Source organism: Bacillus sp. T33-2, from assembly GCF_002860205.1.
GTDB lineage: Bacteria > Bacillota > Bacilli > Bacillales > Cytobacillaceae > T33-2.
Window position 1 is genome coordinate 16,041 of the sequence record NZ_PGVB01000002.1, and the last position, 21,190, is coordinate 37,230.

The 21,190-nt window shown below is 34.0% G+C and carries 28 protein-coding genes; all 28 read right to left on the minus strand.

What is annotated here, in order from left to right; genetic code table 11:
• A complete protein-coding gene (locus tag CVD19_RS00130) occupies nucleotides 1-1,227 on the minus strand; it encodes a hypothetical protein (protein WP_219620071.1) in 1,227 nt (408 codons plus the stop codon).
• A 76-nt stretch (nucleotides 1,228-1,303) separates the two neighbouring features.
• Complete coding sequence (locus CVD19_RS00135; RefSeq protein WP_101579842.1) at nucleotides 1,304-1,825, minus strand: sugar-phospahte nucleotidyltransferase; 522 nt, start codon at nucleotides 1,823-1,825, stop codon at nucleotides 1,304-1,306.
• Between the two features lie 78 nt (nucleotides 1,826-1,903).
• Nucleotides 1,904-2,209, minus strand: coding sequence for a DUF3850 domain-containing protein (locus CVD19_RS00140; protein WP_257984978.1), 306 nt, complete (start codon nucleotides 2,207-2,209; stop codon nucleotides 1,904-1,906).
• Nucleotides 2,210-2,320: 111 nt separating this feature from the next.
• Complete coding sequence (locus CVD19_RS00145; protein ID WP_101579843.1) at nucleotides 2,321-2,620, minus strand: hypothetical protein; 300 nt, start codon at nucleotides 2,618-2,620, stop codon at nucleotides 2,321-2,323.
• Nucleotides 2,621-2,872: 252 nt separating this feature from the next.
• Complete coding sequence (locus tag CVD19_RS00155; protein ID WP_101579845.1) at nucleotides 2,873-3,589, minus strand: metallophosphoesterase family protein; 717 nt, start codon at nucleotides 3,587-3,589, stop codon at nucleotides 2,873-2,875.
• 4 nt (nucleotides 3,590-3,593) lie between these two features.
• Complete coding sequence (locus CVD19_RS00160; protein ID WP_101579846.1) at nucleotides 3,594-3,803, minus strand: hypothetical protein; 210 nt, start codon at nucleotides 3,801-3,803, stop codon at nucleotides 3,594-3,596.
• Nucleotide 3,804: 1 nt separating this feature from the next.
• Nucleotides 3,805-3,969, minus strand: coding sequence for a hypothetical protein (locus tag CVD19_RS24345; RefSeq protein WP_180953437.1), 165 nt, complete (start codon nucleotides 3,967-3,969; stop codon nucleotides 3,805-3,807).
• Complete coding sequence (locus CVD19_RS00165) at nucleotides 3,966-4,238, minus strand: hypothetical protein (protein ID WP_101579847.1); 273 nt, start codon at nucleotides 4,236-4,238, stop codon at nucleotides 3,966-3,968. Before CVD19_RS00165 ends, CVD19_RS24345 begins: the two co-directional genes overlap by 4 nt.
• On the minus strand, nucleotides 4,235-4,531 hold the full coding sequence (locus CVD19_RS00170; RefSeq protein WP_101579848.1) for a hypothetical protein: 297 nt from the start codon (nucleotides 4,529-4,531) through the stop codon (nucleotides 4,235-4,237). Before CVD19_RS00170 ends, CVD19_RS00165 begins: the two co-directional genes overlap by 4 nt.
• Before the next feature lie 130 nt (nucleotides 4,532-4,661).
• Complete coding sequence (locus CVD19_RS00175) at nucleotides 4,662-5,111, minus strand: hypothetical protein (RefSeq protein WP_101579849.1); 450 nt, start codon at nucleotides 5,109-5,111, stop codon at nucleotides 4,662-4,664.
• A 198-nt stretch (nucleotides 5,112-5,309) separates the two neighbouring features.
• Nucleotides 5,310-5,930 (minus strand): Mom family adenine methylcarbamoylation protein, encoded by a 621-nt coding sequence (locus CVD19_RS00180; protein WP_101579850.1) that lies wholly within the window; start codon nucleotides 5,928-5,930, stop codon nucleotides 5,310-5,312.
• Between the two features lie 53 nt (nucleotides 5,931-5,983).
• The gene (locus CVD19_RS00185) at nucleotides 5,984-6,217 is read right to left on the minus strand and encodes a hypothetical protein (RefSeq protein ID WP_101579851.1); all 234 of its coding nucleotides are present in this window, start codon (nucleotides 6,215-6,217) and stop codon (nucleotides 5,984-5,986) included.
• Between the two features lie 56 nt (nucleotides 6,218-6,273).
• Complete coding sequence (locus CVD19_RS00190) at nucleotides 6,274-6,969, minus strand: hypothetical protein (protein WP_101579852.1); 696 nt, start codon at nucleotides 6,967-6,969, stop codon at nucleotides 6,274-6,276.
• A 12-nt stretch (nucleotides 6,970-6,981) separates the two neighbouring features.
• Nucleotides 6,982-7,554 (minus strand): 3D domain-containing protein, encoded by a 573-nt coding sequence (locus tag CVD19_RS00195; RefSeq protein ID WP_101579853.1) that lies wholly within the window; start codon nucleotides 7,552-7,554, stop codon nucleotides 6,982-6,984.
• Nucleotides 7,555-7,755: 201 nt separating this feature from the next.
• On the minus strand, nucleotides 7,756-11,055 hold the full coding sequence (dnaE, locus tag CVD19_RS00200; RefSeq protein ID WP_180953438.1) for a DNA polymerase III subunit alpha: 3,300 nt from the start codon (nucleotides 11,053-11,055) through the stop codon (nucleotides 7,756-7,758).
• A gap of 33 nt (nucleotides 11,056-11,088) precedes the next feature.
• The gene (locus CVD19_RS00205) at nucleotides 11,089-12,771 is read right to left on the minus strand and encodes a DHH family phosphoesterase (protein WP_101579855.1); all 1,683 of its coding nucleotides are present in this window, start codon (nucleotides 12,769-12,771) and stop codon (nucleotides 11,089-11,091) included.
• Complete coding sequence (locus CVD19_RS00210) at nucleotides 12,772-13,818, minus strand: toprim domain-containing protein (RefSeq protein WP_101579856.1); 1,047 nt, start codon at nucleotides 13,816-13,818, stop codon at nucleotides 12,772-12,774. It abuts the gene before it with no gap.
• Between the two features lie 8 nt (nucleotides 13,819-13,826).
• Nucleotides 13,827-15,242 carry a DnaB-like helicase C-terminal domain-containing protein gene (locus CVD19_RS00215; RefSeq protein WP_101579857.1) on the minus strand — a complete coding sequence of 472 codons (1,416 nt, stop codon included), beginning with the start codon at nucleotides 15,240-15,242 and terminating at the stop codon, nucleotides 13,827-13,829.
• Nucleotides 15,243-15,255: 13 nt separating this feature from the next.
• A complete protein-coding gene (locus tag CVD19_RS00220; RefSeq protein WP_101579858.1) occupies nucleotides 15,256-15,912 on the minus strand; it encodes a hypothetical protein in 657 nt (218 codons plus the stop codon).
• A gap of 69 nt (nucleotides 15,913-15,981) precedes the next feature.
• Entirely contained in the window at nucleotides 15,982-17,124 is a 1,143-nt protein-coding gene (locus CVD19_RS00225) for a hypothetical protein (protein ID WP_101579859.1), read from the minus strand.
• 53 nt (nucleotides 17,125-17,177) lie between these two features.
• Entirely contained in the window at nucleotides 17,178-18,212 is a 1,035-nt protein-coding gene (locus tag CVD19_RS00230; RefSeq protein ID WP_101579860.1) for a hypothetical protein, read from the minus strand.
• Between the two features lie 68 nt (nucleotides 18,213-18,280).
• Nucleotides 18,281-18,454 carry a hypothetical protein gene (locus CVD19_RS24350; protein ID WP_180953439.1) on the minus strand — a complete coding sequence of 58 codons (174 nt, stop codon included), beginning with the start codon at nucleotides 18,452-18,454 and terminating at the stop codon, nucleotides 18,281-18,283.
• 21 nt (nucleotides 18,455-18,475) lie between these two features.
• On the minus strand, nucleotides 18,476-18,814 hold the full coding sequence (locus CVD19_RS00235; RefSeq protein WP_101579861.1) for a hypothetical protein: 339 nt from the start codon (nucleotides 18,812-18,814) through the stop codon (nucleotides 18,476-18,478).
• 89 nt (nucleotides 18,815-18,903) lie between these two features.
• Nucleotides 18,904-19,425 carry a 5' nucleotidase, NT5C type gene (locus CVD19_RS00240; protein WP_101579862.1) on the minus strand — a complete coding sequence of 174 codons (522 nt, stop codon included), beginning with the start codon at nucleotides 19,423-19,425 and terminating at the stop codon, nucleotides 18,904-18,906.
• Nucleotides 19,422-19,961 (minus strand): guanylate kinase, encoded by a 540-nt coding sequence (locus tag CVD19_RS00245; RefSeq protein WP_101579863.1) that lies wholly within the window; start codon nucleotides 19,959-19,961, stop codon nucleotides 19,422-19,424. The genes CVD19_RS00240 and CVD19_RS00245 overlap by 4 nt, the downstream gene beginning before the upstream one ends.
• Nucleotides 19,962-19,994: 33 nt before the next feature.
• Nucleotides 19,995-20,372: a DUF6915 family protein gene (locus CVD19_RS00250; RefSeq protein ID WP_101579864.1), complete on the minus strand. Its 378-nt coding sequence runs from the start codon at nucleotides 20,370-20,372 to the stop codon at nucleotides 19,995-19,997.
• A 12-nt stretch (nucleotides 20,373-20,384) separates the two neighbouring features.
• Nucleotides 20,385-20,795, minus strand: a complete 411-nt coding sequence (locus CVD19_RS00255) for a hypothetical protein (protein WP_101579865.1) — start codon at nucleotides 20,793-20,795, stop codon at nucleotides 20,385-20,387.
• Nucleotides 20,796-20,822: 27 nt separating this feature from the next.
• Entirely contained in the window at nucleotides 20,823-21,176 is a 354-nt protein-coding gene (locus CVD19_RS00260) for a hypothetical protein (protein ID WP_101579866.1), read from the minus strand.
• Nucleotides 21,177-21,190 lie beyond the last annotated feature (14 nt).

A 21,190-nucleotide genomic window follows, 5' to 3' on the forward strand; every position in this document is an offset into this window, starting at 1 on the left:
CTACTTCTGAATTGATAAAGCATATTCTGCATTGCTATCAACAATATTAATCCTTTGTTCCAATCTAACGACATATCCTAAAAACTGAATGCTTTCTTGACTGCCAAGTTTAAATGAGTTTATTACGTTCTTGATAGTTTCTTTTTGTTCAGATGTAAGCTCGTCAATAATAAGCATAATTCTCAATTGTGAATTAAAAGCATCGAGCAACATCTTACTAAACTCATATGATATTTTTTGCTCATTAATGTTAGGATGTATTGTCTTAATCCACCTAGAAACTTTTGTAGATATGTCATTATCTTCATAAACAAAATCATTCATAATTTTATCAGCCCAAGATTTAACTGTGCTTTCTCTAATTCTAGTGTCTGTAACAACACTAAAGGCTGAAGCAAATCTCATTAACTGTGGAATAATATGTCCATTTAGATAGTTAAATTTATCCATTGGTTTTAACCGTTTTTCTCCATAGCACTCATATTCAACGAGATTAATCTGCAAGGGAATTTTTCTTGATTTATTAAAGCTAATTAATAGTGCGTCTGGTATTCCACTAATACCATTTATATTTTTGTTGGTCACTTCATCTGGAATAGTGGAAGTAGAGAACTTCCTATTATCTGTAATTAATATTGTGTTCTCTGGCTTAAACTCTTCAAATAAATTATAAAAGTTTCTATTTACTAATGTTTCTAATCCTCTAGCTTTATGTTGTTCGCTATGGAATTTAACAGTTAGAAAAGTACCCATTATATCAAGTTCATCGCTATCCTGAATCTCAGGACTATCAATTTCTTCTGATTCTTCTATATTTACTTCGTTTAAGAAGCTATGAAAAGCATTTGATATATTTTTGGTAAATTCGTCATTAAGCAACATAGTAGCTCTTGTATCTTTTATTGCTTTGGAAGCTTGAGTGTACTTAATACCCCATGACTTGCCACCGACAGTAGATAAAATACTAATGTCAAACGGATCACAGTACTCAACATTTTCAATATTAAATGCTTGAACATATAATTCCGAGTTATCCCAAGGCTTGTAATCCGTTGCTTCTCCAACAATTGCTCTTGCTCCACAATATGCAACCTTTTCATTTCTTACGACGAGGTAAATTAAATCTCCAGTATGAGCTACTCTTTTAGAAAATCCTATGACTTTCTCATTAATACATATATTATAATTTTCTATTGATTTACCGCAATGTAGAATCCTTATATTCATTATGTTAGACTCCCTAATTCATTTTATATAAGAATTCTACATTGTTACTTTATTTCCTTTTATATGTATAATCTATTTAACTTACTTTATTAATTTCTTCAAATATGATTTGTTTTGGTAACATTCCTTTGCATAAATACACACTTGAAAACGGAGGATTGAGTGACGGCTTTTGTTCATTAATATCTTTAAAGTATGCAACTCGTCTGTTCATATAAAGAATTTCAAACTCGTTATCTCTGAACATCTCGAAACGTTTCTGGCTCTCAAACAGCCCAACTACACCAATCAACATAGCAAATGGTATATTAAGATCAAACAAACGTTGTAAGACTTCTCCTTTTTTAGAATACGGCGGATTACTGATAATGTAGTCGCACTCTATATTAGTTTCAAAGAAATCTAGTCCTTGATTTATATGAGTTGCTATTACATCGTGTCCTGCTTCTCTTAACATTCTTACAAAATGACTATCCTCTGTATCAAATGGACACCATACAATTGATTTAGGCTTTAAATATTTCATGATTGGCTTGACAGCATACTCCGGTGTGTAAAATTCATCATTTCCACTTCCTGCTACTTTATCCATTTTCATTATATAAACATCCCCTTGCATATTAATATATTAAATTATTTATTTTTTACAATTATTAGATAAAAACCAGATTATATTCTAAAATGGTATTGCAATGACATCATCAACCATGCCTAATATTACATATCCTTCCGGCACATATGGCTGATCAGTCAGCATGTATGTAATTCTTCTAGTAACTCTTTTACCTAATTGATTAGTTTCAGGGTTATAATGCACTAAGTCCAGAAAATCACCTATTTGATAATCTCTATCAAACTTTCTAACTTCGAATGTCTTATCTCCTCTTACTACTGCTGCAAAATAAGGCTCTACTGTTTTAAGTTGATGCATACGGTAATTCTTTTCATCGGTATAAATTATAATAGGCTCTTCTTTTTTCATATCTAAACACTCCATTCGAATCAAATCTTGATTTTATAGTATTTCAAATCAATATATAGTGGTATATCAACCTAACACACCACTATATATTGATTGATATTTGTATATTTTTTACTCTTCGTCCTCTGCTTCGTATTCTTCACTGTCCTTATCCATAAAAACATCTTCAATTATTACTTCCATATCATATCTGTCTAAATGATCACTTAATGTTCTAACAGTGTCCTCAAATGTTTCATATGCCAGTTCTTCAACATTTAGCTCCTGTGTCTGCTCAACCAATTGCTTTGCTACTTCTAATCCTTGAATAAAGTAATGGACTTCTTGTTCTGATAATTTGTGATTACTTGGGTTTAACTTTTTATGATGTTCGATTGTAGCGTTAATACTGTCAAGAATAGATTGATACATTTTTCTTCATCCCCTTATAATTTTTTGATTTTACAGTAAACCATTCTTCCTCATCTTCTTAATACTTCTATTGCAGAGTGCTACATACTGCCACCAAAACAAATATCCGGCTATATGGAATTGATAATATAACCAACCTTCGCCTTCTTTACCTTTGCATTTTATGTATTGACTAATAAATACTTTTTGCTGATAGATGCCTAGTTTAGCAAGAAACCGAATCAATCTCACCTCCTAATTGCCAAGATTAACTTATTTCATTTTACTTACCTGAAATTGTTTAAACTCACCGTCTTTAATCTCCAGGCAATTTAACTGACCACCATAAGCACACGCTCCATCAATTCCAATTTTCTTATTACCAAAATAAATATCATGCTTCTTATGTAAGTATGTTGCAGGTGTATGTCCATGAATAATAGTCTGTTTATGATTGTGGTCGTTATGAAGGAATTGATCCCTAATCCAAATAAAATCATTATTTTCTGTGTATTTCCAGTCTCTTAAATAAGGATTAATCCCTGCATGAACAAAAATGTAGTGTTCTGTTTCATGATAGTATGGTAAGTTACTTAGAAAACTAACGTGTTCTGAATAATTCTTTAAAATGAATTGTTTTGCCTTACCCATTAAAACTTCATCGTATCCTTCATCAAACCAGTTATAACCTACGTAACTCGTAACTGTGGAAAATCCACCATTTCTAAAGAAGTTGACTGCAGATATATAATCATCTGATGTTAACCAATCAAGAAACATTTCGTCATGATTGCCTCTGAGAGCAATAGCACCATTGTTAACAAGTTCAATCACTTTATATAGTACGTCCTTACTTTTCATTCCCCTGTCTACATAATCTCCTACAAGAATTAACTGGTCAGAAGATAATTTGTAATCGACAAGCTCTAGTAGTTTCTTAAACTCATCGTAGCAGCCGTGTATGTCACTTATAGCAAGAATTCTTTTCATGTATTCACCTCACTTTAACCTGATCAAATAATTCATTAATTTCCTTCGTATATGTATCTACCTGTCTAACAATAGATAGTGTGTAATCCAGCAAATCATGATACTGTTCATATGTAACTGGCTTTCCATTCTGCTTTTGCTCATTCATGATTAACCCGATGTTTTGGAGATTCATCATTGCTTCTTCCATTGAGCCTTTTTCAACTTGAAACAATTTAATCCCTCCTTGCCTCGTTGATAATGCCCTTGAAATAAGCATCAAGCTCATCGAGAGTCATATTCTCCAGGTCTTTAACTGTGGTTGGTTGCCAATCAAATAGCACGTTACCTTCTTGGTCTACAACAGTTAACGGATTGTTTTTATCAATGATTACTTTCATAATGGTGAATACTCCTCTCTAAAATTCTCCTGGTATTCAGCTCTTTTTTCTTTTACCTCTTCCGGCACAACTATTTCCCCTGCTGTCACCAACCGTCTGAATGCTCTGCAGATTGCTTCTGGTGATGAGCATCTACCCGTGTCATCAAACCCCTTCGCTCCCTCAACATGCTGCCAATAATATGAAACTAAAAGATTATAATTCTCAACCAGGAATGGGAAACGGTCTACTAACTGCTTAACTAATTTTTGTCGTTGTGATGATCTCATTTATTTTTTTCCTCTAATTCATTTCGCTTACCATCCCAATCGCTATTGTCTACCTTGATTAACAACCACATATTGTCTTTTCCACCCCAAGCGTCAGGAAGTGAAGTTCCAATGAATTCTTCTGGCATTAGGAAAGTTGCTTCTCCTAACTTGATTCCATCTGGGTTCTTTTTCGTTGATTTAACTTTCGTAGTTGCTTTGATGTTTTTTAATAATTGCTTTGCATTAAATACTGATGCTTTTCCTTCCGTCCACAATTCAGCCAAGATATTGGCATTTGTTACTTCACTCATATGTGATACCATCCTTTTAATTAATTTAGTTTAAAAGACAAATTTTATAGGAAAAAGATTGTGAATTCGTGTTTTAAAACGTTGGTTTAAAGCCATTTCTTTTACAACAAATTCACAATCTTTTCTCCAATTACTTGATTATGTCTGTTAGTACCGCAAACATGTAAATAAAGTATGTTAGATATGCTATTTTACTGAAGAATCCATTGACACTATATTTCTTTGATACCTTGGCTAAGTATTTTGATCTGCCCAGTTCGGTAGCTAGATCCTTTCCTTTCTTCCCAATTGAAACTACAAAGACTGTGAATATGTGAATCAGGATAGCAGCAGTGGGATACAAATTTGGATCAATGCTCAGTGATTTAACTATGTACGTGAATTGCACAATGAGAACGACCAACATGTAAAGCACCATCAGACCAACTTTAGTAGTTAATTCTTTTGGTAATTCATTAATTTCTCCCCTAGCTTTCTTAACTTCGTTTTCTGCCAGTTCCACAAGTAAACTATAAAACAACTTTCCCTTCAATAATCCGTAAGCAGTTGCAAATATAAAGAACAGTGTTAAAAATAACATTTAATCATTCTCCTTTGTTTTTAATTATTTTGTTTTGTATCAATAAATAAATCCTACAATACACTTTTAATATGAACGTTCTTATGACTCACCCCTCCTTTCACCATCAAAGAGTTGCTTTATAGCTTTTTTATTAATATGGTATGTATTTCATGTGCAAATACTGCGCGTAGTATTTATTTAATTATATATGTATATTTATTTTTGACTATGCTTTTCTATGTAATCCTTTGATAACTCATTCAACTCTTTCTTGTGTCTTTTATCATCTGGGAGAAGCCACATAAATCTAAACTTACCTTCACGTTTTACTGGAGTCCACCCCATCTTTTCAGCTTCTTGTTTAGATATGTTCTTACCACTTTGTCTTGGGTGCCTAAGTCTTCCCGTCTCATCTAAATAGAAAGTACGTTTTGTACTTGCACCTAATCTGAGAGCATTTGTTGCTTTGTATATCGTTCCATTATGTCCTTCTGTTTGATCTGCAAAAGTTAATACCGCCCAAATATGCGGTCTTATTTCTTTGAGTAATTTCAAACACCTGGATATGAACCAACTTTCAGTATTTTTGGGAGTGCCATCTAAAATATGTAATCTGTGCAATTCAATTACACTTTGCTTGTATTCTTCCCCGAAGATACTCGATCTTACCATTTCACTACAAGGTGTTGCGAACATTAGTACACCAATAAGATTCTGCCCATCGTACAATCCAAAACAAGGTGAGGCACCGTTATGACATCCATGTGAATAATGATTATTTTTTATGTATTCTTTTGCTAATGTAAACTTAATTTGTTTTATATGATAATCTATCAATAACTTAATAACCTCCTTAATAAAGGGTATTTTACTAGCAGTGTGATATAGCACTAAAAATGTGGAAACTTCTTAGGCGGTTTCTCATGGTAGTTGAAAAACCCCTCTTTTTCTAATTCTTCCTGATAAGGTTTCCATTCACCAATTATCCCTTTACCTAACAAAAATTGTAATTCTGTGCCACATCTTTCACACTTTGTTCTTTCAACATTTGAAAATGCATACTTTACAGTAAATCCCATTCGTTTATGACCCACTATTAAACAAGCAATTTTATTAATATTCAACTAATCTCCCCCACCTTTTTTACTGTTTCATTTAAAACAATTATTTTTTGGTAAAATTAATTTGTATTACCCATTCTTCCACCTAGCATTCCATATCCTGAAATGTCGTCATATGGACTCTCGTCCATTAAATCACCTTTCGGATTACTGAAGAGACGATTTTGTTTGTCTATAATTCTTACCTGGAGTAAAATATGGTCTAACAATTCTTTAGGAAAAACATATGTATCACCGTACTCATAGTCTTCTAAATAGACCTTCATAAGTTTACTGGTCTTTGCGATTGAGTCACCATATGCTGCCTGTTTTCGATCCACCAACTCCCCTAGCTTCAATCCCTTTTCTGCAAAGTACCCCTTTTCTTGAATCACTTTCTCACCCTTCTCTTCAATTGGTCTTAGGCTGCTCAAACTCACTACTCTCATTGCCCCATCTACTACATGACGTATCTCAATCTGTTCGTACAGAAAATCTGCCCCAATGACTTCGACTTCTTCGCCACTTGGCTCATAAATTGCTTTCTTATGTTCTTTCATACTGAGATGTAAATCTACCAACTCTTTACTCACTTTATTTAATTCAGATTCCTTAACTTTAAGTAATTCTGCGTTGTCAGTTTCTACATAATAATCGTAAGAGCCACTGGTCAATAATTCATGAACAGTTACCAACTTTCCAATATCGTTCGGCAATCCTTTAGCTTTTCGATTAATAACTGCATATTCTCCTATAGAAAATTGCCAATCCCTCATTTAGCACCTCCATTATGCTTGCTTTAAGATTCTCACCATTAAAGTTTTTCTTCCAAATGCTAAAGCTTGCTGCAAATCGTCCATATACAAATCAATCTTACCTTCAGTAATTTTTGAACCCCTGTCCTCACATGTTCTAATTCCTACATTTTCTATTGCTAAAGTTGTGCCAAAATCCAGAGACTTAGGACACGCAATTGTCTTTCCTTCCTTAACGGTTTCCCCACTTGCAGTAATGCCATAAGATTTATCTCCAGGATACTTACCAGTTGATTCATATCCTGCAGTATAGGCTGTGACTTCGAATATGGCTGTGTTCTTTTTTATCTGTTCAATTTGGTTCCTGAGACTGTTAATCTCCTGATCTTTTTGGTTAATAACCTCTTTAAGTTGTTTTATCTCTGAACGTTGTTTTAAATTCAAACCCTCAACATTATGTATTCTTATTTCGTTTTGTTTAATTATTTTATCTTTACTTTCTATCTCAATCTTTAATTCTTCATTTTGCTTTATGTAATAGTTCCCTACAAAGATGCTTGAAAACATCAATAATACAAGGGCAACAACGGCTATAATATTTCGCATAAACTTTCTGTCTTCCCAGTGAAACAAGATAAGGGAAAGACTTCATCACCTCGCTTTTATATTTGTTTATTTTAGTTTACATTAAATTAATTTATTTTACAACATATTTTTGATAAAAGTTTGATTTGATTGGAAAATATGTTTTAAGTTGGGTAGTATCCAAGATTAATATAGAGAAAATAAAAGTTGTGAAAATTTAATTTATTTTATTTTCCTTTCTATTTTCCATTGATCCAGAGTTTTTATTTTGTCAGTTTTGAATTGTCCACCATTCTTTTCTGCAAGTATTACAACATTATTCCCTTTGACAATTATTTCTTGATATCTCATTAGTTGAGTATTGAATACTACTCCTTCAACTATTCCCTCTTCAGGAGTTAAAATTTCCAGGTATGCATATTGCTTTCCATTTTTTTGCTTCTTGCGTTTAACAGAAGTAATCGTTCCACATACAACACATTTTGAATTATCTTCATAATGGTCAAATCTTGTGAAGTGGTGCTTCACGCCATCAAAGGGATTCCCATTAATGAAAATTGACAAAGTTTCATACTCATACATTTCTGGAATTGACATGTACTTTTCTTGAAATTCATCAAAATGCTTCTTTGTTCGTTTATTAAACTTTTCCCTATACTCATTCTTTTTGTACTCATTATATATCGATAGGCAATATTCTTTATCTTTAAATTGTTCATCGGTTGTAATTAGCCCTAACTCTATCAACTTCATTTTTGTTGGAATGGTGGACACTGGCTTAAAGTTGTTAATTGGCGCATCTAGTTCTGCATATTTTAATAGCATTCTTTCTTTTTCAGATCCAAAAGCTCCACTCTTAACAAGGGCAATTACAGTAGATGAGTCAACCTTGCACCTGTCAACAAAGTCTTCAAGTGAATTAAATGGAGAGGAATTTCTTTCATTGATTATTACTTCAGCTGCGCTTCCACCCACTCCTTTGATTGACTCAAACCCAAAGAGGATACCACTATCAGCAACTGTATAGTATTTGTCGGATAAATTTATATCGGGAGGAAGAACTTTGATCCCCATTCGATTGCACTCGTTTATGTACTTTGTTGTTTGTTCATAATCGCCTATTTCTGATGTCAATAGTGCAGTCATAAACTCTTTTGGGTAATAATATTTTAAATACGCTGTGACGTAAGATAATAAGCCATAGGCTGTAGAGTGACCAAGATTGAAACTATATCCCGCTTGAGCCTCAATGAGTCTCCACATTTCATCAATCTGTTCTTTGTGCCAGCCTCTTAACTCAAGCCCATTTGAAAATTGTTCAAAAAAACTTTTCATTAAATTTTCTTTCTTTTTCCCAATCGCCCTACGAGCATTATCCTGTTCGTCTTCTGCAAATCCTGCAATACCAAACACTTTCAGAGCTTGCTCTTGATATAACATAACGCCATGCGAACTGTCCAAGACTGGCTCCAAGTCAGGATGAAGATACACTATCTTCTGGTGGCTAATTTTATTCCTTATATACTCCTTATCTTTGCCGACAGCTAACACTGCCGGACGGTTCATTGCATTTACGGCAAATACATCATTAATGTTATCTGCTTTCATCCCCTTAAACATATCTTGGGCAACGTATGCCTCCATTTGAAATACTCCAAGTGTGTTTCCTTTTTGATAAATTTCTTGAAATACATTTTGGTCATCCAGATTTAATCGGTTTAAGTCGATATCATCCCATGTCAATCCTGAATAAGTTAGTGTATTGTCTACCACATCCAATGTGTTAAGTCCCAAGAAATCCATTTTGACTAACCCTAAGTCGTCCATAGCATTGTACATGTCCATTTGCATCATTATATTTCCATTTTTATTTAGCATCAATGGAGCGTAATCTGAAACTGGGGTTGGTGCAATAATAACTGCAGCAGCATGACACCCTACAGATTTAGGGAGATTTTGCAGGTACTTGGTGTATTCAAATAGCAAAGGATATTCTTCTTGGTACTTTTGTAGTTCGGTTGATGCTTCCAATGCTCTTTCAATCGTCATTTTCTTATTTGGATCATCAGGAATCAATTTAGCTATTTTATCCCGGATGGCATATGGAAGTTCATATACACCTTCTGCATCAAACACTTTGCCCAAATCTTTAATACACACCTTTGGAGAAAGTGAGTTAAATGTAGCTACCTGGGAAATCATTTTTTCACCAAATAACTCTATGGCAATCTCTAATACTTCTTGTCTCCTGGCCTTGCTAATATCGATGTCGTAGTCCGCTGCCGACCCTTTTCTACCCTTATTGGCGAAACGTCCAAAGTCAAGATTCCATCTTATACTGTCTACCTCTGTAACCCCTAAAACGTAAAGAGTTAAAGAGTTTGCACCAGATCCTCGACTATAACCAAGAGGTATTTGTCTTTCTCTAATCTTACTAATAAGCTGACTTAACATGATAAAATAACTACAGTAGCCTAAATAATCAAGTACCTCAAATTCTTTTTTTAATCGCTCGATATATTCCCTTTTCTTATTTTTCTCTAGGCGATTTAATCCCCTTCTTTTCCATCCCTCATTTGTGAGGTGCTTAAGATATTCCTGTTCATTTTTAAATTCTGATGGAATAGTAATATGTGGCATTAATTCTCCGTGTAATTCAATTTCAACATTACATTGCGCTGCAATTTCATCTGTAGTATCGATGCCAACTTCAACAGCATCATATCCGATATGATGATCCATTGTTTTATGAATCGTTTCAATATCTGTTTGCCAACATCCTTCATAAGTTTCTCCAACTTCTCGATCTTGGCCTATTTGTATAAATTTTCGGTGTACATCTTTTTGCAAATCAGACCCATCAATTATATGAGTATCAAAAGTAATCGTATATTTTGTATTAGTCTCTTTTGCAAGTTGATATAGGAGCTTATTCGCAACCTCTTGATCCTTGGTATTGTGACTTTGCAATTCTATGTAATAGTTGTCTCCGAAAGCGTCCTTGTACTTTTGTATCCAATTTTTAGCTTCTTCCCAATTAGGTTCATAATTTTCACAAGCATCACCTCCACAGCAATGACACCATCCTCTATACAGTAGTCTTGATATCCTGCCACCCAAACAAGCACTCATAGCTATTACATCCTCTGAATACTTTGCAATTGTTTTTAAATCAACCCTCGGTTTCCCGTAAAACCCTCTAATATTACCTTCTGATACAATCTTGAATAAATTTTGCAATCCCTTATTTGATTTTGCTAATAGAATCAGGTGGAATCTGTCACTGTCCTTTTCTTTATAGTCCATATCTGTTGTTTCATATGCTTCTACTCCAGGAATAAACTTTATGCCCTTTTCTTTTGCAATTTTATAAGCGTTCAAATATGAGAACATATTTCCATGCTCTGTAACCGCAACTGCAGAGTAATTAAAGTCTTTAGCTTGTTGGATTAGTGTTTCTGCGCTTATTGTTGCATCAAGTATGCTATCTGGTGTGTGATTATGGAGACTTGAAAATCTCATCATTATCTCCTTTCGTTGTTAGATTAATTAATTTTATTTTAATAAGACCATTTTATCAATTGCTATTTGAGGTGTTAGAACATCTTTATATATATTCACCTTTGCCTTACCAACGACTGAAACTTTTTTAGCATTAAGTACCTCTTCATAAGTTTCCTGATTTGTTTTAAACTTCATGTACTTAATGCCATTAAACACAATGGCAATAGTATCTTCTTTCTTGCCCATTAGGGTAACTTCCGCATCCGCAATAGGGATATCTTTTACTACAAGATACGGCTCATCAATGTCCTTCCCCCAATAATCCTCCAATTCATTAATTGTATAAATTAAGTCTGGACTCAAGGAAGAAGCTTTAATATCAAAGTCAACATTGTACTTGTCATCAATATCATAATCGAATAACATCTCATTTAGCTTGGCATTTACCTTATCGAAATACTTCTGATGGATTTTAACACCAAATGCTCCCTGGTGACCTTCTGCATATTCAAATAATCTTGTTTGAATTATCTTATCTTTAAAATTTTCTATTCCACCTTTGTCATATCCTCGACCACTTCCTTTGCCAAAACCTTTATCATCAATATTACTTAGTATGATAGCAGGTCTTTTATACTTTGCAGCAATCACATTCGCTACTAAGCCTGTTAAGCCTTTTTCGGCAATAGCAATCCCACTAACAAATATTACTTTATTGTTGTATAATTCATTTTCCTCTATGTAATTTTCAATCTCACCTACTATTTTGTCCCTAATTCGATTTTGTTTCGCTCTTGAATTTGCACACCTTCTTGCTACATCATCAACCAAAGGAACTGAAGTTTCTTCTCCCCCTCTAGGCTTGTATTTAACCAGTTCTTTAACCCCCAGAAATGCTTTAAACATCTCTTTTTTTTCATTCAGATTTGATATTCTAATAACAGAATTTATTAGGGGGGCAATGTAGAAACTTACTGCGGTAATATTCAATTTTCCTCCCAAGGAGTATTCCTGTTTTTTTATTAATGCATTGAAGAAGTCATTGTTGATTTCCTTTAAACCTTCTTGAACATAGTATCGTGTTTCCATTTCTTTCATGGACATTGAATCTGCAATATTGCCAAGTGCAACTAGGTCATAAAAGTAATTAGAATAATCTACGTTTAAACTTTCATCTAACGCTTCACAAAACTTTATCACAACACCAGCTCCACTTAGATTGAAGTTTGGATAGTTGCAAATCTGAGGATTAACTATAATAGCGTTCTTGCTTTCCTTTTTAACTTCGTGGTGATCTAAAACAATAATATCAATACCTTTTGTTCGAAGCTCTTTATGCCTGTCAAAGTCACCACTTCCACTATCGGGAAGAATGATTAAATCTATCCCTTCTGGTATTGTAATCTTTTCAATGCCATGACTTTTGTCATCATGCAGTATCCATGTAACGCTTGTTGACTCTTCTATTAGTTTAATATATTGATATACAATTGTTGCGCTACTGAAGCCATCTACGTCAGGGTCAACAACAATTAATATATTTGATTTATTATCTATATGCTTTAGGAGACTTTCAACTGCAAGATCTATATTTTTTAAAAGTTTATAATCATGGGAAGCTTTTTTATCTATATTCAAAAATAGTTCGGTGTCTTCAATCCCTCTATTTGTGAAAATCGTTCCAATGGGATCAAAAATATAATCATTATCACCCATTAATTCATATTTTAGCATTTATTCACCCCTCACTTTTATTTTGTAATCATCATAAAGTATCTGCCACTTCTCAGGATCGTCACTTGGACTCTCTTTCTTGTTAAGAATTTTTTTGGTCTTGTCATAAATGCAATAAACAGTTTGTTGTTCTAAAAATTTACTAAACTCATCCCTATAAAAGCTTTTGTCGATATTGCCATCCTTCCCAATTTCGCAACCTTCGTCATAAGCTATAACAATAGGAACATTCAAATGTGTTAATTTCTTCACCTGTGACTTTGATAATTTATGACCGGATATAGCAACTGCATTTTTAATCCCCAATGACCATAGTTGCAAAACCGCCTTCTCACTCTCAACCACAATGACTTCGTTCTTCTGTTTTATAAAATTTTTAGTCTTATCTAATCCGTATAGGATACTACTTTTTGCACAAGGTTGTATGTAGAAGTATTTACTTTCGCCTTCATCTATCTTTTCTTTATAAAGTCTTCCCTTAATACCACATAGAGTTCCAATCTCATCCCTAATCGGAATAGTTATCATATGATATTTTAAATCAAAACCCAAGCCAAACTCCCATTGAGTCTCATAATTAATTCCATCTTTAAAGAACAAAGGATTGCCGTATCTTCCAAAGTATTTGAGTATATTTTCATCTATTGGCTCAACCTTTTCATCATCATCTGAACTGCCCTCCTTGTGTATCTTCCACATAGAATTAATCCACTGTAAAGCACCAGAATGAATATTGTCTTGTTGGTAGTAATCAAAACTGCAAATATCGCATATCCATTTAATACTCTCCGAAAAATATGTACCTTTTATAAAAGTAACTAAGGATATTATGTCTGAAATACCGTACTTATCTTTGATATTCCTGGTATGAGCATCCACATACAAGCTATCCTTGTATATGATTGTCGAATTTTTTCGACTTCCATCCGGCATCCCACAAGAGAAGTATTCATCGTGTTCCTTGATACTGTGCATTCCAAGTTGCTCTAATACGTGATCAATTTTTTCTTCCATAATGATTCGTTCTTTTAATTCCTGTGCGTCCATTTAAACACCTAACTTCTGATTAAGTATCCTCGCTCTATCCACAGGTTCTTGCCCAGGTCTACTTCGGTAATCAGTTCAAGACCTGTAGAACCTCCCCTGTTTTTATCAATCTTCTGCATGTAATAGGTTTTTCCGTGTGCCAGTTCTATTTCCCCCCAATTGCCATTCCCATTTACAGCCTTAATTTTGTATTTGTTAAACTTTGAAGGGTCAATCTTTTTTTCAAGTACTAAATGGTCAACAACATGTTTAAGTTGCTTTGCATTTGCAATATTCATCGATGTTAACTCTTCAGTCATTACTGTATCATCAGTTAATTGGATAGTTGCGTATCCTCCAATTTTCAACTCTTTACATAAATCCTTGAGTTTAGTTGTAGTCTGTTTTACAGATTCCCAGTTGTCTGTCTTGTAACCCTTTAATGTGTCGTAAAACATATACTTAACCCCAAGTCCTAATACGTGCTTTTTAACCTCTCGTTCAATGTCTGCATCTGAATACTTATCTAAATCCAAGAAATAAATCTTAGTCTTTTTTTTAACCCATTCAGCAATTTCATCTAATCTCGCATATTGTTCATCGGTACACTGTCCGAGGAGTATGTCTGTTTCATCAATTTCATCTCCTGGAGACTTCCAGAATCCAAACTCTTTATTATTGGCAATAACACTGGCCATCATTGCATCCCATTCTTCTTTTTCCTGCTCATTAACAAGAACAAGAGTGGGGATAGACTTTTTAATACCTATATATGCAGCAATTTTTGATGCTCTTCTGGATTTGCCGTTACCACTCATCATTCCATCAACAATTAATTTCCCTTTTCTCCAACCACGAAATAATGAGTGCCATATAGGGAATGGGATCTCTTCACCAATGTCAGGGGATGTCTTCCACTCCTCGATTTTGGCTTTTAAGTCTTTCCCTAAAAGTACAGACGATTTGCCCCCACCTATTACAGTATTTATATTGTCAACATTAAATCTCATACTTCGGACAATATCTTCTGCTTTCATTTTTGGAAAAGCTTTATGCTGTACTACTTTTTGAATGGGGAAGCCTTTTCTCCCAAATTCTCTAACTAGCGAATACTTTTTTATGCTATCAAAATAATTTTGAATATCACCTGGGTCGGCTAAATCCATTTGCTTTTCAAGCGTCTTCCAACCACCGTATGATTTGAATTTCTTTAATCTTTCCGGTTCTTTTGACATAAACATTTGTACTTTTGTTTCGCTGATTTCTTGGGAAAATGTCGTATAATACATTTCAAAGGAATCATACATGAATTTCATGGCTTCATCTTCAAAGTCATATTTTGATTTCATTAATTCTGCATAATCTACAAATAGAATTGGATTTTTAAAAAGGCTGCCTATAAATAATGCTTCACTTGTATAGTCTGCCATTAAATTTTCTGTCAATATTCACACTTCCTCACAAAAGTAAATCTTGAATTACGTCAGTAATGTCGAATTCTTTGTTGTGGTCTTGATTCTTGTTTGCTTTATCAATGTTTGATAATTTATTATCTATCTTAATTTGTTTGTCAACCTCATTCTTCTCGGCTGAGAATCCCTGTTGTTTATGTTTAAATTTTTTGTAATCACCATAATTGCCGAGTACAACAGCTAAGTCATAATTCATTCTCTGTGAAACATTTTCAATTTTCTTTTTGGCTGCTATTTTTAGCAAGTATCTTTCCATGTATTGATAAATGTCTAACAATGTTCCATAGGCAATTGGTTCATTTATACTCTCATGTGTTCCATCACGAACGCTCTGTAACTTTTTCAGAAAATAAGATGGTAGAGAGCCATCATAAAAATTCATTATCCACTTTAAAAAATGATCCTTTTCTGTATTTTCTTTGGCTACCAATTGTGTTTTTGCAGTTAATTCCTTGATGATTAATTTTATTTCATCCTCATCTATAATTTTCTTTCTTTTGGATAAGTGGAGTTTGAAACATTCCAGATGATAATACTTGCCCTTGTCATCTTTTATGAATGTATCTCTTTCTGTGTCAACTGATTTTATAGTTTTTTCCCCCTTTTTTGCTACTGGATCACAATAGTTACACTTGTATAACACAATTCGCACCCCTTAAAGAAATAGGAGAGAATATTTCATCTCCCCTATTTAATTTATGTATTTAATTATTTAGCCACCAATTACTTTCAAGAATTCTTTAAGTGTTTCAACATCCTCTATTCCATTAAAGTCAATTGGCAATTTTGCTTTTTTTACCTTTGGAAGCAACGACTTTTTCTTTGCCGCATCAAGTGAATCCATAACCTTCTGAATTTTATCCTTCAAGCCATCTACCGTATCGAGAGATGTGGTTTCTTTTTGATTGTCAGACACCTCTTCTTTGTTGATGCCTTTTGCGATAACATCTTCATCACGATAAACGCTTTGCTCTACTGACTCTTTAATAACGTTTGTCTTTTTCCCTTTATTGCCCTCAATAACTGACTGCCAGTAGAGTGGTGTTGGCTCGTCAATAATCTCATTCTGAGCAAATACTTTTGTTCTATCTTTTCTCATAATTTGAGATTTAATAGAACCGTCTTCATCTTCAAAGTTACGCAACACAGTGTAGAATTCATATTCAGCTCCGTCCCAAGTATCAGGCACTTTTCCAACCGGAACTAATTGCATTTTCCCATCTACGTTACGCATTTCCTTCTTAACCTTTTCCCTTGATGTGACAGCAATATATTTGTCAGTTCCGGTAATCATGCTTCGTAGAAGGTTTTTACCTTTCATTTTAATTTTGTCATGATCCTTAAATTCAAGCCCTGCAGTGGCCTCAGCTACAAACTGTTCGGTTGCATTCTTCTCTTGAGATTTTGCTTTCAATTTTGCACGTTTTTCCGACACGTTAATTGCTGCAAATTTCACATTGTCGCTAATGACTGTAATTCCATCTACAACAATTGCATCTGCAACAAATGGATTTCCATCTGCATCAAGAACAGGTTCAAGTTCTTCACCTTCACCCTGAATCAATAACTCTTCTTCATTCATTGCCTTCATTACCCATTCCTCAACTTCGGAATAGGAAGTTGTATAAACCAACAGGAGGTTATTTAAATCAATTCCTTCATTCTCTAAGTCTTCAAGATAGTTATCCACAGATCCTGTCTCACAGTCTATGTAAATAACCCTCAGTGGTCTACCATCTTCATTTTTCATTTTTAAAAAATCTAATGCAAAAGATGACTTCCAAGTTCCCTGTTCACCATATAGAAAAAACTTTAATCCTTTTTTTACTGCGCTACCACGTTTAGCTACTGCCAAGATTAATTCCTCCAATTCTAAATATAATTATTTTATTTTATATTTTCCGTTTTCTACCAGGGGAGATCTTCATCGCTGATATCGATAGCAGACGAATCGCCCCAAGCGTTATTTCCAGCACTCTGATTAGACTCTCCAAACTCTTTAAGTGCCTTCATTGCTTCATCGATAATTTCTTCTGTATAAGTTTCCACATCAAGTGTTTCTGGGTCAGCACCAGTAATAACCAATTCACGAATATATGTATTATTTACACGTTTAAATTTATCTTCCTCGCCCCAAGATGCTTTTTTATCGGTAGCAGGGACTTCATCGGCGTCTAATTTATTGAAGATCTTACCCCATACCTCGATAGCGTTGTAAGGCTTCAATTGGCTCCTGAAGGTGTTTGCCAAGGAGGTATTGCGAATAATAAAATCTGCATCTTCAACTGAGTTGTAAGTTACAATTTTAGCCTCCACTTCAAATCGTGGATCATCTTTATCTTCCACCTTTTTAATGCCCATGAAGATGATTTTTTGTTTAAAGTCGCTTGTTTCTTCAAATTTTTCGGATTCAAAGTCAATATCTTTAGCGTTATAGATTCGATTTACAACGAATTTTTTATTCCTTCTAACTTCGTCCTTTTCATTTTTAAAGGAGGAGTATTCAATTCCACCCTGAATGAATACTTGGTCTTCGTCATTCAATTTGTTGTACAATTCTTCTGCAGCATCGAAGTCATGCAAATGTTTCACAATGTTTTTACCTTCCGCATCTTTATCAATGCCAACACTTAAACCAATTAGATTAAATCCTTCTCCTTGATTTTTTTTACGATCTGCAAAGGGAACACGCTTTAATTCTCCAGGTTGCCCTTTTACCTCAGAACGCTTGCTAAAGAATACCTCTTTTTGTTCCATCCCCTGCACTGTCACATATACTGTTGATTCTGGAGCTGTTTGGACTCCGAAATTGAGAACTCGTCTTTCTTTCTTTGTCTTTGTCTCTTTAGAGGTGTATGTATTGTCTCTCCCCATTCCAGTTACAAATCCTCTTAGTTTGAATTGACCTTTAGTTTCCGGTAATCCGTGTTTTGTCTTTGCCATATGTATGATTTCCTCCTTATTTAACTTTTAATTATTTCATTATGTATTGCGATAAAAAGTTCATTTGATTAAATCTGACGTAAAAATTCTCCGTCTTTCCATAATTCAAGTTGAGCGTTATATTCCTTATGTTGCTTGTAGTAATCATAGGAATTAAAAGCATATTCTGCTGTGGTTCCCACATAACCAACTTCTGTGTCATTGCTCTCTTTGTGCTTTGCAGTTACAACGAAAATCTCCATAGCTATACCTCCTTTATTTGATTAAGCATAAAATGCAAACTTATCATCCTGAATACCTAATTCTTTTGTCAGTTGTTCATACTTACGCCTATCCAGTTTCCATCCACCATAATGCTTTCCACTCCGATGATTTACAATATGTATGACCTTGTTCCATCTTACAGTTATGTGTAGATTGCCATAGTGGTAAATCTTCGTACCTATGATTCTTTGAATATCATCTTTCGGTACAACTTTCTTTGCCAACATGACGTTACGGGTTAATTTCCTTCGTGCTTGATCTAAGGTGATGTCTTTGTTGCCTCGGACATTTTCTTTGTAATACTGAAAAACATCATCTGTAACTTTTAGCAGCTTCACTTTCTCACCTCTTTCTAAATGGGATACTTTGATTATATTAAATTATTTTATATTGGTCAATACATTTAATTAATTTATTTTAATTTCTTTCAACTTAGCAACAAGTCTTCAATCTGACCCCAGTCTCTTACCCTTGTGAATCTTGTTTCCTGGCGATTATGAGGAGCGTCAAATAGCAATTGCTGCCCACCAAATTGCTCCAAATTATGTATTCCATCATCGATCATAATGTCAGCTTTGATTATGCTTTTATCTCCACATAGCACCACATTACTCATCGGCATAAAATCAAAATGCTCTTTAAGCCATTCAACTTTTGCCTTGAGTGATTCTGGATGATTGGTTGCAGTTGTCACAACATATACATCATACTTTTCCATTAGTGCCTTAACAACACGTTGGCTGTCTGGAATTACTGGAAGGTGTCTGAATAAATCATAAGTTAAATATTGATAAACCTTATTGCCACACTTAACATACTTAAAGATATCCCAGCACTCTATATCTTCTGTTCTTAAGTTCTCACCTTCGTATTCATTGATTTCTGCAACCCAGTCATGCAATAAATCAGCAAGGACTTGATCCATGTCAATTGCTATTACCTTTTTCAAATGTTCACCTCTGATTCAATAATTGACATAATTATGTTTCTTGTATTTTCAAACTGACCTGAATTATTTCTTATTACATAATCGTAATGCTTTCTGTTTTTCAATTCTTCATTATATGTGTGCAACCTTGAAGCAATCTTATCCTCGGCATCGCCTCTATTAAGCATCTGTTTATAAGCCTGTTTATATGGAGTGTATAGAAATATAGTGCAACAGTTAGGGTAAAAAGCTTTAAACTGTGTCATGCCATGATAATCAACTATACAGAATGCTTCACCTGTACTTATTTTACTTTCAAACTCCTCTGCATCAATGCCATAGAAGTTACCACTGTATTCAACCCATTCAATTAATTTGTTTTGATATTTCATTTGATTGAATTGATCTATTGAGATGAATTTGTAGTCCACACCTTCTTGTTCACCATTTCTTCTTTCCCTGGTTGTAAATGAGATAACTTCATTATCCATGAGCGATTTCATCAATGTTGTTTTTCCGCTACCACTATGTCCAGATATCAGAAATAATTTATTCACATGCTGCCTCCTTTCATTCCTTTAAAGTATAGTTTACAATAATCTTTCAAAACTCTTTGGTAACTTTTTACCCATCTTTAGAACTCGCTTGTCCCTATTCATCATCCAGTCTTGCATCTCCATATTCTCAAACCAATCCTCTAATGTGGGGATAAATCCTAAGTCCTCCAATACGTGTTGCTCTCCTACATATCTTGTATATACCGTTTTACCTTCTGTATTAATAAACGACTTTCCAAAAACTTGTTCGCATTCATATATTCCTGCTGCATGATGCTTTAACGCCCTGTGTCTCATATCAGCCATATGCGATTTACTATCATCAAACCACTGGTGAATGGGAAGATAATCTCCCACAGAACCACCGAATTTTCTCACTGAGTTTTTGGCATGAATTTCAGGATGTGACATTATTATCTCTCCTTAAAATATTATCTCTTCAATGTCATGCTCATATAAATCTTCTCGATAATTACAAACAGCCTCATGAATTTCTTCATCTAAAGAGTATTCATATACATTGTCACTATACTTTGATTTCTTCTTAGTTTTATATTCTTCAAGTTCTATTGAATCACCATTCTCATCGAATACACGAATATAGTTTGGATAATAGTCTGTTCCACCCTCGTCATCGTACTCTCCGTGAAATTCCCATGAAACACCAGATGGTACTTCTTTAACGTTATAAGTAATAAATAGTTCTTGCAGATCATTTTTCAATCCAGTAAATACAGTTGCAACAACAACTTCTCTTAATTCCTTTTCCAAAATTCTTCTTCTTTCCTGCAAGTCCTCTACTGGTAATATTAGTGTTGATTCAAATTTACTCATTATTATCTCTCCTTTAAAAGTATAGTTTTACAGTAATTCCTTTTTTAACTTTTCAATCAAAGGCTGTTTAGCCCACTTAGGGATCATGATACTACTTTCGCCCAGACCAACTCTCATGGTAAGTAAAACCTTACCTTTGCTACTCTCCAATGTTGACAATACCTTCTTTACTTCTGACCAGGTTATCGGACTGAATAAACTATGGCATTTACCAAATCTACAGATATAAATATTAAAGCTGTCTTTATTTTTAATAAGTTCGCCATCAATACGCTCATGGACATAATTAATGTGTAAATCAACTTGCTTTTTAAAGTAATTAATACCTGTTTCAACAATATTCATCATTCTCCGTAACACTCTTTTTAAATATAATTTCACTTACCTATCCTCCC

What these genes read in the sequence shown, in the direction of transcription:
- CVD19_RS00130 (WP_219620071.1), bottom strand. Translation starts at nt 1,227, where the DNA reads ATGAATATAAGGATTCTACATTGCGGTAAATCAATAGAAAATTATAAT.
- CVD19_RS00135 (WP_101579842.1), bottom strand. Translation starts at nt 1,825, where the DNA reads ATGAAAATGGATAAAGTAGCAGGAAGTGGAAATGATGAATTTTACACA.
- CVD19_RS00140 (WP_257984978.1), bottom strand. Translation starts at nt 2,209, where the DNA reads ATGAAAAAAGAAGAGCCTATTATAATTTATACCGATGAAAAGAATTAC.
- CVD19_RS00145 (WP_101579843.1), bottom strand. Translation starts at nt 2,620, where the DNA reads ATGTATCAATCTATTCTTGACAGTATTAACGCTACAATCGAACATCAT.
- CVD19_RS00155 (WP_101579845.1), bottom strand. Translation starts at nt 3,589, where the DNA reads ATGAAAAGAATTCTTGCTATAAGTGACATACACGGCTGCTACGATGAG.
- CVD19_RS24345 (WP_180953437.1), bottom strand. Translation starts at nt 3,969, where the DNA reads ATGAAAGTAATCATTGATAAAAACAATCCGTTAACTGTTGTAGACCAA.
- CVD19_RS00165 (WP_101579847.1), bottom strand. Translation starts at nt 4,238, where the DNA reads ATGAGATCATCACAACGACAAAAATTAGTTAAGCAGTTAGTAGACCGT.
- CVD19_RS00170 (WP_101579848.1), bottom strand. Translation starts at nt 4,531, where the DNA reads ATGAGTGAAGTAACAAATGCCAATATCTTGGCTGAATTGTGGACGGAA.
- CVD19_RS00175 (WP_101579849.1), bottom strand. Translation starts at nt 5,111, where the DNA reads ATGTTATTTTTAACACTGTTCTTTATATTTGCAACTGCTTACGGATTA.
- CVD19_RS00190 (WP_101579852.1), bottom strand. Translation starts at nt 6,969, where the DNA reads ATGAGGGATTGGCAATTTTCTATAGGAGAATATGCAGTTATTAATCGA.
- CVD19_RS00195 (WP_101579853.1), bottom strand. Translation starts at nt 7,554, where the DNA reads ATGCGAAATATTATAGCCGTTGTTGCCCTTGTATTATTGATGTTTTCA.
- dnaE (WP_180953438.1), bottom strand. Translation starts at nt 11,055, where the DNA reads ATGAGATTTTCAAGTCTCCATAATCACACACCAGATAGCATACTTGAT.
- CVD19_RS00205 (WP_101579855.1), bottom strand. Translation starts at nt 12,771, where the DNA reads ATGCTAAAATATGAATTAATGGGTGATAATGATTATATTTTTGATCCC.
- CVD19_RS00210 (WP_101579856.1), bottom strand. Translation starts at nt 13,818, where the DNA reads ATGGACGCACAGGAATTAAAAGAACGAATCATTATGGAAGAAAAAATT.
- CVD19_RS00230 (WP_101579860.1), bottom strand. Translation starts at nt 18,212, where the DNA reads ATGGCAAAGACAAAACACGGATTACCGGAAACTAAAGGTCAATTCAAA.
- CVD19_RS24350 (WP_180953439.1), bottom strand. Translation starts at nt 18,454, where the DNA reads ATGGAGATTTTCGTTGTAACTGCAAAGCACAAAGAGAGCAATGACACA.
- CVD19_RS00250 (WP_101579864.1), bottom strand. Translation starts at nt 20,372, where the DNA reads ATGTCACATCCTGAAATTCATGCCAAAAACTCAGTGAGAAAATTCGGT.
- CVD19_RS00255 (WP_101579865.1), bottom strand. Translation starts at nt 20,795, where the DNA reads ATGAGTAAATTTGAATCAACACTAATATTACCAGTAGAGGACTTGCAG.